Here is a 6476-nt window from a genome sequence, read left to right on the forward strand (position 1 = left end):
AGACCGCTCTGACATCCTGCGCCAGTGAGAATGACATGGGCCGCCTTCTGGGCGCTGATAGCCACCCTGAACGGCAAGGCCACCCAGGCGAGCTGCCAGCGCCTCGCCGAGGAGCTGAGCCGCCGTTCCGTCCCCGAGATCATCGGCTTCGCGGAACGACATGCTGAGGCTCTCTACCGCCTGGACCAAGAGAAGTTCGGGATGCTTCCCGTTGCCGACATGACGGGCCGGAACGGCAGGCCCTTCCCGCAGTCTGCCGACGGGTTCCTGTACGCCCGTTGCGCTGTTGTCGCCGCAGGACAAGCCGTATGGGAAGACGTCTTCTTCGACGCCGACAAGTTCGCCCCGTACACCTCGACTGACTGTGACGGGGAGTGGCTGCTGTATGTGCCGGATCAGGCCTACGAACTCGCTACCGGGAAGGAGTGGGACCACTCGACCCGGTACTGCTTCGAGAGCTACTCCAACAGGGATGGATGGCCCGACCTGGGCAGCTGAGGTGGACTACCGCTTGATGGGGATCTCGTAAACGATCTCGCAGTGCGCGGCGGGCACGACGATGTCTGCTGTCTCGACGGGGCGTCCTTCATCGCTGTAGTACGTCCGCCGGATGTGTGTGACGAGCGCGGCCTTCTGGATGCCCAGTAGCGACGCCTCCTCGGCTGTCGCCTGCCTGGGTTCCGGCTGCTCCACGGCGTGGCTGACGGTGACCCCGATCGCGGCCATGCGGTTCACGACTCCGGAGCCCGCGTGGGGCCCTCCCTCGGGCAGGACGACGAGAGTGCCCGCGGTGAGGTCGTACGGCTCCCAGCTCGTCGACAGCTGCACAGGCCTGCCATCGGCCAGGAACTCGTACGTCGTGCGGACGCACAGCTCGCCCTCGGCGATACCGAGACGCGCCGCGATCTCCGTTGGAGCTGGCACCTTGGCATCGGTCCGGCTCTCCCAATCGCCCTGCCTTCCGACGGCCTTCATGTCCGCACGGAACGGGGACCCGGCGGGCTGCTCGCGCGCCGATGAGCGGACGACTCGCACCCGCTGCCGGGGCTCGGCGACATACGTGCCCGACCCCGCGCGGCCCTCCAGTACACCCTGGGAGATCAGCAACTCCTGTGCCCGGCGGACCACGTTCTCGCCCACGCCGCACTCCTGGCCGATCTGGGCGCGGGAGGGCAGGCGGTCTCCCGGCTCCCACACGTGCTCCACGATCCGCCGCCGGAGTTCGTCGGCGATGCGGAGATAGGGCGGCTGCTCAGGCATATGGAAAATCTAGTCCACTAGCTCTAACCTAGTTAACTAGCTTCACTAAAAGTGATCGCTGGTGACGGAGGCTGCCCTGTGCCCGCTTCGGGAGTTAGCGCGGCGGCCATCGCTGCCCGGCTGTCCGCCCTCGGGCTGCCCACGCGAACGGAGGAACGCCCCCGGCACACGTCGGTGGAAGCGAAGGTGCCCGATGCGCTCTCCGCCGAGACATGGCAGGAGGTCCTGGACGCGGTGGCTGAGGCTGATCGATTCGGACTTCTCGCCACCAGCTTGAACGGCCGCACCTTATGGGCGGTCGTACGCAAAACGGTCCCCACGACGGGCGATGTCGGGGGACCGAGCTATCAGCGATAGGAGCTGAACAGCGTGCTCAACCGTATCCGCCGCGCCTTCACCCTCACCAGGGCGCGGTACTTCTCAAGAGGCAGGCACCGCCGTCCGTTAACACCCTCCTGCCCTCTGGCGTCTCCTTCCGCCTCCCATGAATCCGTTGGCGTGTCGACTCCTTTCCTGGACCGGGCAGTTGCCGGTGCGGCAACCCACCGAGACCCGCTCATGGGGGAGGACGTCGCACTCGTCCGCCCGTACGTGATGGCGTCAGAAAGACGTGTTCGGACACGCTCGGTGATCACCGTTTCTCACCTGCCGTCGGGTGCCTGGTCGTCCCTCACGGGAGGCCGCTGATGCCGCCTCGTCGACAGCTGCACATCTCGGATACCTCGGCCGTCCCCTACCGCTCGACCGCTTGCAGGATCGGCACACACTCCTCCTGCACGGAGTCCTCCCCGGCCTCGGTACCAGCCGATCTCCCGGTGATCTGCGAAGCGTGTGCCTGTCCGTGCCACTCGTCTGCCGGCCCGTCCATGCCCACGGAGGTGACGCGTTGAGCGCCTGGGCCCCCGGCGGCGCGCTGGTCTCCAGCATCGAGATCACCGCGGCCACTGTCCAACGCGGCGACGTCATCCAACTTGGCGGCCACGCCTGCCGGATGGGAGACCTCTTCCAGCTTCCCCAGGGAGCGAAGCAACTGGTCTTCGAGTCGGGCGAACTGCTGACCATGCACGCGCGTACCCGGCTCGTCGCCGTGCGAATGCTGAGAAGGCGGTGACTGGCTCCATGCGCTCACGCCACCACGACATCGCCGACGACCTCCGGCAGCAGATCGCCACGGGCGGTATTCAGCCCAGCGAACGCCTTCCGTCCGAAGCAGACCTTGCCGACCGGTACAAGGTCAGCACGGTGACCCTGCGGAGAGCCCTCGCCGTACTCCAGGGTGAAGGCCTCGTTGAGAAGATCCACGGCAAAGGCAATTTTGCCCGTCGCCCTCCCCGCAAGATCTTGTACGTCGGCGGCTGGGGCACTTTGGACCCGTGGACCGCCGCCGAGCCGGCATTACGCGTCATCGTCCGCAGCACCACCGTTCAGGCTCAAGCGCACCTCACGACCCTGCTGAAGGTGCCCACGGGCAGCCCCATCGTGGAGACCACCTGCATCAGCCACGAAGGGGAGTCTCCGCACGGTCTGGCTCGCATCTACATGCCGCGCGACCTGGTCCCGGCCGGAGTGCTCGATGACGACCCCCCGTGCCGCGAGTCAGTCACAAGATTCGCCGTCTTGGGCCCGCCACCGGCCGCTCTCCGAGAGACGGTGTGCGCTCGTCCCCCGACACCGGACGAAGCATCGACCCTTCGCATCGGCCAGGCGTCGGTCGTCCTCTCCATCACCCGCATCGCCACCGACTCCACCGGCCGAGTCGTCGAAGCCACGCTCCTGGCATTCCCGGGAGATCGCGTAGACGCCGTCTTCACCACCCACCACGTGATCGACGAGAGGCAGACCCAAGGATGACAGCATCGAACGAACTGCGGCTCCTCCCGTGGTCGGGGCCAGAAGGCAAGCCCTGCTACCTGAGCACCGACGACCGGGGCGGCTACATGTCCCGCCTGGCGGACAACATCGAAGCGGTCCAACTCGGCACGGCGGCCCAGCTGCTGCAACAGGCCTCCGAAACCCTCGACGACCAGGATGCGGCCCTTGACGAGATGCGGCACCTGGCCAAGGAGCTGACCGGGGCTCTGCGGGAGGTCCTCCGCGTCGCAACTAGCCGCGGCCACCTCCTGGCGGTGAGCGAACCGCGTGAGCCCGCCTACTGATCTACGCTCCCGCTGACCTGCACAGCAAGAGAAGCCCACGACTCTGACCAGCTCAGACGTCGTGGGCTTCTGGCGTTGTCTGCCGACTTCGGATGACTTTGGACAGCCCAGGACCGCTTCGCCCCGAAGCAACTTGAGTGAGTGCTCGGCCTTGGTCCCGGTGCGATCGTCCTTCGGTGTGCACGGACGTCCGCCGCTGTCCGGCTGCGTTGTCACACAGTTAGACACTCACCTGGCACGGCCCGCGTTCGGTTGTGGCATGCATCCAAAGAGCCCGCGGAGCGCCACTTCTTCTTGCCCTGGGTCTTGTCGGGGATCTTGGCGACCTGCGTTTTTGCAGCTCCGGGGCCTGGTCGCGGCTGCCTGACCGGTCGTCATTGGTCGTTGTCGGCCGGTGTTGAGCGGCTTCGGACGGCCCAGAGACGGCCCAGGCTGTGGTGCCAGAGACACCGGCGGTCAAGAGGGACGTACGCGCCATGGTGGGAACTCTGTCTGGTTCTAGCCGCTGCTTGACCTGCGCATATGCCATTACGCTGCGCTCTCATGGGGAAAGCCATGCGCCTGTACTGGGGATACATCGCGGTTGCAGCACTCATAGTCGCCTGGACCCAGCAATGGGCCCTTTCGACCGTCGCCGTCTTGTCCATCGCGGTCTTCGCTTACGCCTCCTTCCAGGTGCCGGTCTGGTGTGGAGCGGTCAACCGCGACGGCAGGACGTACTGCCGGAACAATGCCTACGGCGTACTGATGGGGTGCCGAAACCGCCAACATCGTTGGCAGAAGCTCAAGATGATCGTGCTGCGGAGCAAGGTCGGGGACGTGAGTCGCGCCGTCTTCCCGACCGCGAAAGAGAAGTTCAACGCCTTCTTGGCCGTAGCGGGCCTGCTCTCTGCGATCGCAGCAGTGATCGTCCCCGTCTTCACTGGTGACTGAGCGCCCCACTCGCCTCGGACTACGGCGTACGATCTCGAAAACCGTCGTGGCAGCGATGTCACCGTGGGTTCAAATCCCACACCCACCGCAGTTGAACGGCCCCCGACCAGGTGAATCGGTCGGGGGCCGTTCTCATGCGTGCTGTCCGTCAATCACCGTGGCTCCCCGTCAGTTCCCGTCCAAGCGGGCACGACAGGGGCACGGGCTTCTGATCCGTAGCTCTATGTGGATCGGTCGCTGACGGTCGTACCGGTTGCGCTGAGGTCCTAGAGGCATGCCGCCGACCGGGGGCGGTTGCTGTGGTTGCTGTACTTCGCTGCTGTACCGCAGCGGGCTATCCGCTGAGAGCGTTCACGAGAGCCACGAAGACGCCCACGCCGAAGACGGCGAGGACAACGAACCCAACAACCACCAACGAGCAACACGTGGCGACCCCCATCATGACCCACGCTCGCCCCACGGCCCGGTGATACTCGGTGTCATCGTCCCAGTTCTGATCAACCACGTTGCCCCCCGCCAGACACTGCTTGATCGGGCACGCATGGTGCACGACGACTCAATGCTTCTGAAGATGTCTCATCGGTTGCGCGCCCCGTTACTCGGGCAGGCCTACCCAGTTCTCCGGGACGAGCGGCGCAGGCATCAGCCACACCGTGAAGGCCACCTGAGCCATAACCTGGAGCACCAGCGGCTCGGCCGTGCCCACCCCGATGAGCGGAAACGCAAAGAGCACCATAGGGAAAGCAAGCAAGGCCCGGAACAGAGCGACCTCCATATGCTGGTGGGCCAGTCCGGCCACGATCGCCAGGAGCACCGTGGGAATGCCGGTGAAGGCCAGCATCAGCAGGCCGACCTGCATGCCACCGAGGAAGGATGAATCCGGGACCACCAGCGCGATGACGGTCCACACGGCCAAGTGCAGCAGGACGTACGACAGAGCGCACCGCCCCATCCGTGCCAGCACTCGGCGCATGCCAGGGCCGGCCGTCGCGTGGGTCATGGCCGTCACCACCTCTTCACGGCAACTCGCGTTCCGCAGAATTTGAACGTGTTCAACATAATCCATGGGCGGTCGCCTGGCGAGGGGCTCGTGCCCCACGACGGTCACTAGGAGGCCGGGGTCGGCGTAGCGGCTTAGGGCGGGAGCTGTCATGGGGCGAGAGATCGGGGCCCTTAAGCTTCCCGCGGCTCGGGCTATCAGCAAGACAGGTGGCGCGCGGGCGGCGGGGGTGCTGATGACGCGCATGGGGCACAGCACCGCCCGTGCCGCGCTGATCTATCAGCACATGACCGCCGACCGGGACCGCGCCATCGCTGACCGGCTGGGGGCGGTGATCCACAAGCAGCAGGGAGACGCCGGGACGTAGTGGCACGCGTGTGGCGGCGAGCTTCTGACCTGCGGTGCCTACGGTCGAGGGGGACAGGGTGAGTGATCGGTGTCCCGCGCAACCGTAGGCAGCCGCCTCTAGAGTGCATCAAGGAAGTCCACTGATCGTCCCGGAGGTGTCATGCCCCTGCAGATGAAGTTGAGCGCGATAACACTCGACTGCCCTGATCCGTTGGCTCTGGCGGCGTTCTATCAGCAGGCCACCGGCCTCGAACCCCACCCGAAGTCGGACGCCGACTTCGCCAGTCTCAACCGTGAGGACGGACTCTTCATCGGTTTTCAGCGGGTCGACGGCTACCGGGCTCCGAGCTGGCCTGACCAAACCGTTCCCCAGCAGCTTCACATCTGCTTCAAGGTCGAGGAGGACTTGGCTGAGGCCGAGGCCCGGTTGCTAGAGCTGGGCGCGGGCAAGCCGGATCACCAGCCTCATGAGGCTGGTAGGGCGCGGGTTCTCACCGATCCGGCCGGCCATCCCTTCTGCATCGTCAGAGGCTGACCGGGACTTAGCCGTACCTGCCTACAGAAGAGCGGGACTGCCTGCACATCGCAGAGACAGGACAGGTTGGATACTCGCGCCTTCCAATGACGCCTATCTCAACCCACCACTCACCCCAGCTCCCATCCCGTCCGCCTTCGACCCACACTCCGTGGAGCGGGCGTGGTTCAGGGCGTCAAGGTGGAGCGCGCCACTGTACGAACGACCTTGACGCCCTGGGCCGCGACTGCTCGGCTCTGCCTGG

10 protein-coding genes are annotated in these 6476 nt (G+C 65.8%); 8 read left to right on the forward strand and 2 right to left on the reverse strand.

The genetic code is table 11. The annotated features are described in order from the left end of the window. The first annotated feature begins 30 nt into the window (after positions 1–30). The gene (locus tag AB0915_RS01635) at positions 31–498 is read left to right on the forward strand and encodes a DUF4240 domain-containing protein (protein ID WP_366689173.1); all 468 of its coding nucleotides are present in this window, start codon (positions 31–33) and stop codon (positions 496–498) included. A 6-nt stretch (positions 499–504) separates the two neighbouring features. Here AB0915_RS01635 and AB0915_RS01640 read toward each other — a convergent pair whose 3' ends face one another. Beyond that, positions 505–1260 carry a GntR family transcriptional regulator gene (locus AB0915_RS01640; RefSeq protein ID WP_366689154.1) on the reverse strand — a complete coding sequence of 252 codons (756 nt, stop codon included), beginning with the start codon at positions 1258–1260 and terminating at the stop codon, positions 505–507. A gap of 78 nt (positions 1261–1338) precedes the next feature. Between AB0915_RS01640 and AB0915_RS01645 the strand changes: the two genes are divergently transcribed. The 5 genes from AB0915_RS01645 (at position 1339) to AB0915_RS01665 (ending at position 4349) form a co-directional block, all read left to right on the forward strand. After that, a complete protein-coding gene (locus AB0915_RS01645) occupies positions 1339–1617 on the forward strand; it encodes a hypothetical protein (protein ID WP_366689155.1) in 279 nt (92 codons plus the stop codon). Between the two features lie 529 nt (positions 1618–2146). Further along, entirely contained in the window at positions 2147–2371 is a 225-nt protein-coding gene (locus tag AB0915_RS01650; protein WP_366689156.1) for a hypothetical protein, read from the forward strand. Between the two features lie 8 nt (positions 2372–2379). Next, positions 2380–3111, forward strand: coding sequence for a GntR family transcriptional regulator (locus AB0915_RS01655; RefSeq protein WP_366689157.1), 732 nt, complete (start codon positions 2380–2382; stop codon positions 3109–3111). Then, the gene (locus AB0915_RS01660; protein WP_366689158.1) at positions 3108–3416 is read left to right on the forward strand and encodes a hypothetical protein; all 309 of its coding nucleotides are present in this window, start codon (positions 3108–3110) and stop codon (positions 3414–3416) included. The genes AB0915_RS01655 and AB0915_RS01660 overlap by 4 nt, the downstream gene beginning before the upstream one ends. 543 nt (positions 3417–3959) lie before the next feature. After that, positions 3960–4349: a hypothetical protein gene (locus tag AB0915_RS01665; protein ID WP_366689159.1), complete on the forward strand. Its 390-nt coding sequence runs from the start codon at positions 3960–3962 to the stop codon at positions 4347–4349. A gap of 595 nt (positions 4350–4944) precedes the next feature. On the opposite strand, the gene AB0915_RS01670 is transcribed toward AB0915_RS01665, so the two are convergent. Beyond that, positions 4945–5415, reverse strand: a complete 471-nt coding sequence (locus AB0915_RS01670; RefSeq protein WP_366689160.1) for a hypothetical protein — start codon at positions 5413–5415, stop codon at positions 4945–4947. A gap of 178 nt (positions 5416–5593) precedes the next feature. Here AB0915_RS01670 and AB0915_RS01675 point away from each other — a divergent pair, with 178 nt between their 5' ends. Next, on the forward strand, positions 5594–5716 hold the full coding sequence (locus AB0915_RS01675; protein WP_366689161.1) for an integrase: 123 nt from the start codon (positions 5594–5596) through the stop codon (positions 5714–5716). A gap of 141 nt (positions 5717–5857) precedes the next feature. Continuing rightward, positions 5858–6232 (forward strand): VOC family protein, encoded by a 375-nt coding sequence (locus tag AB0915_RS01680; protein WP_366689162.1) that lies wholly within the window; start codon positions 5858–5860, stop codon positions 6230–6232. Positions 6233–6476: the final 244 nt, after the last annotated feature.

Source organism: Streptomyces sp. NPDC048411, from assembly GCF_040704695.1.
Classification (GTDB): domain Bacteria; phylum Actinomycetota; class Actinomycetes; order Streptomycetales; family Streptomycetaceae; genus Streptomyces.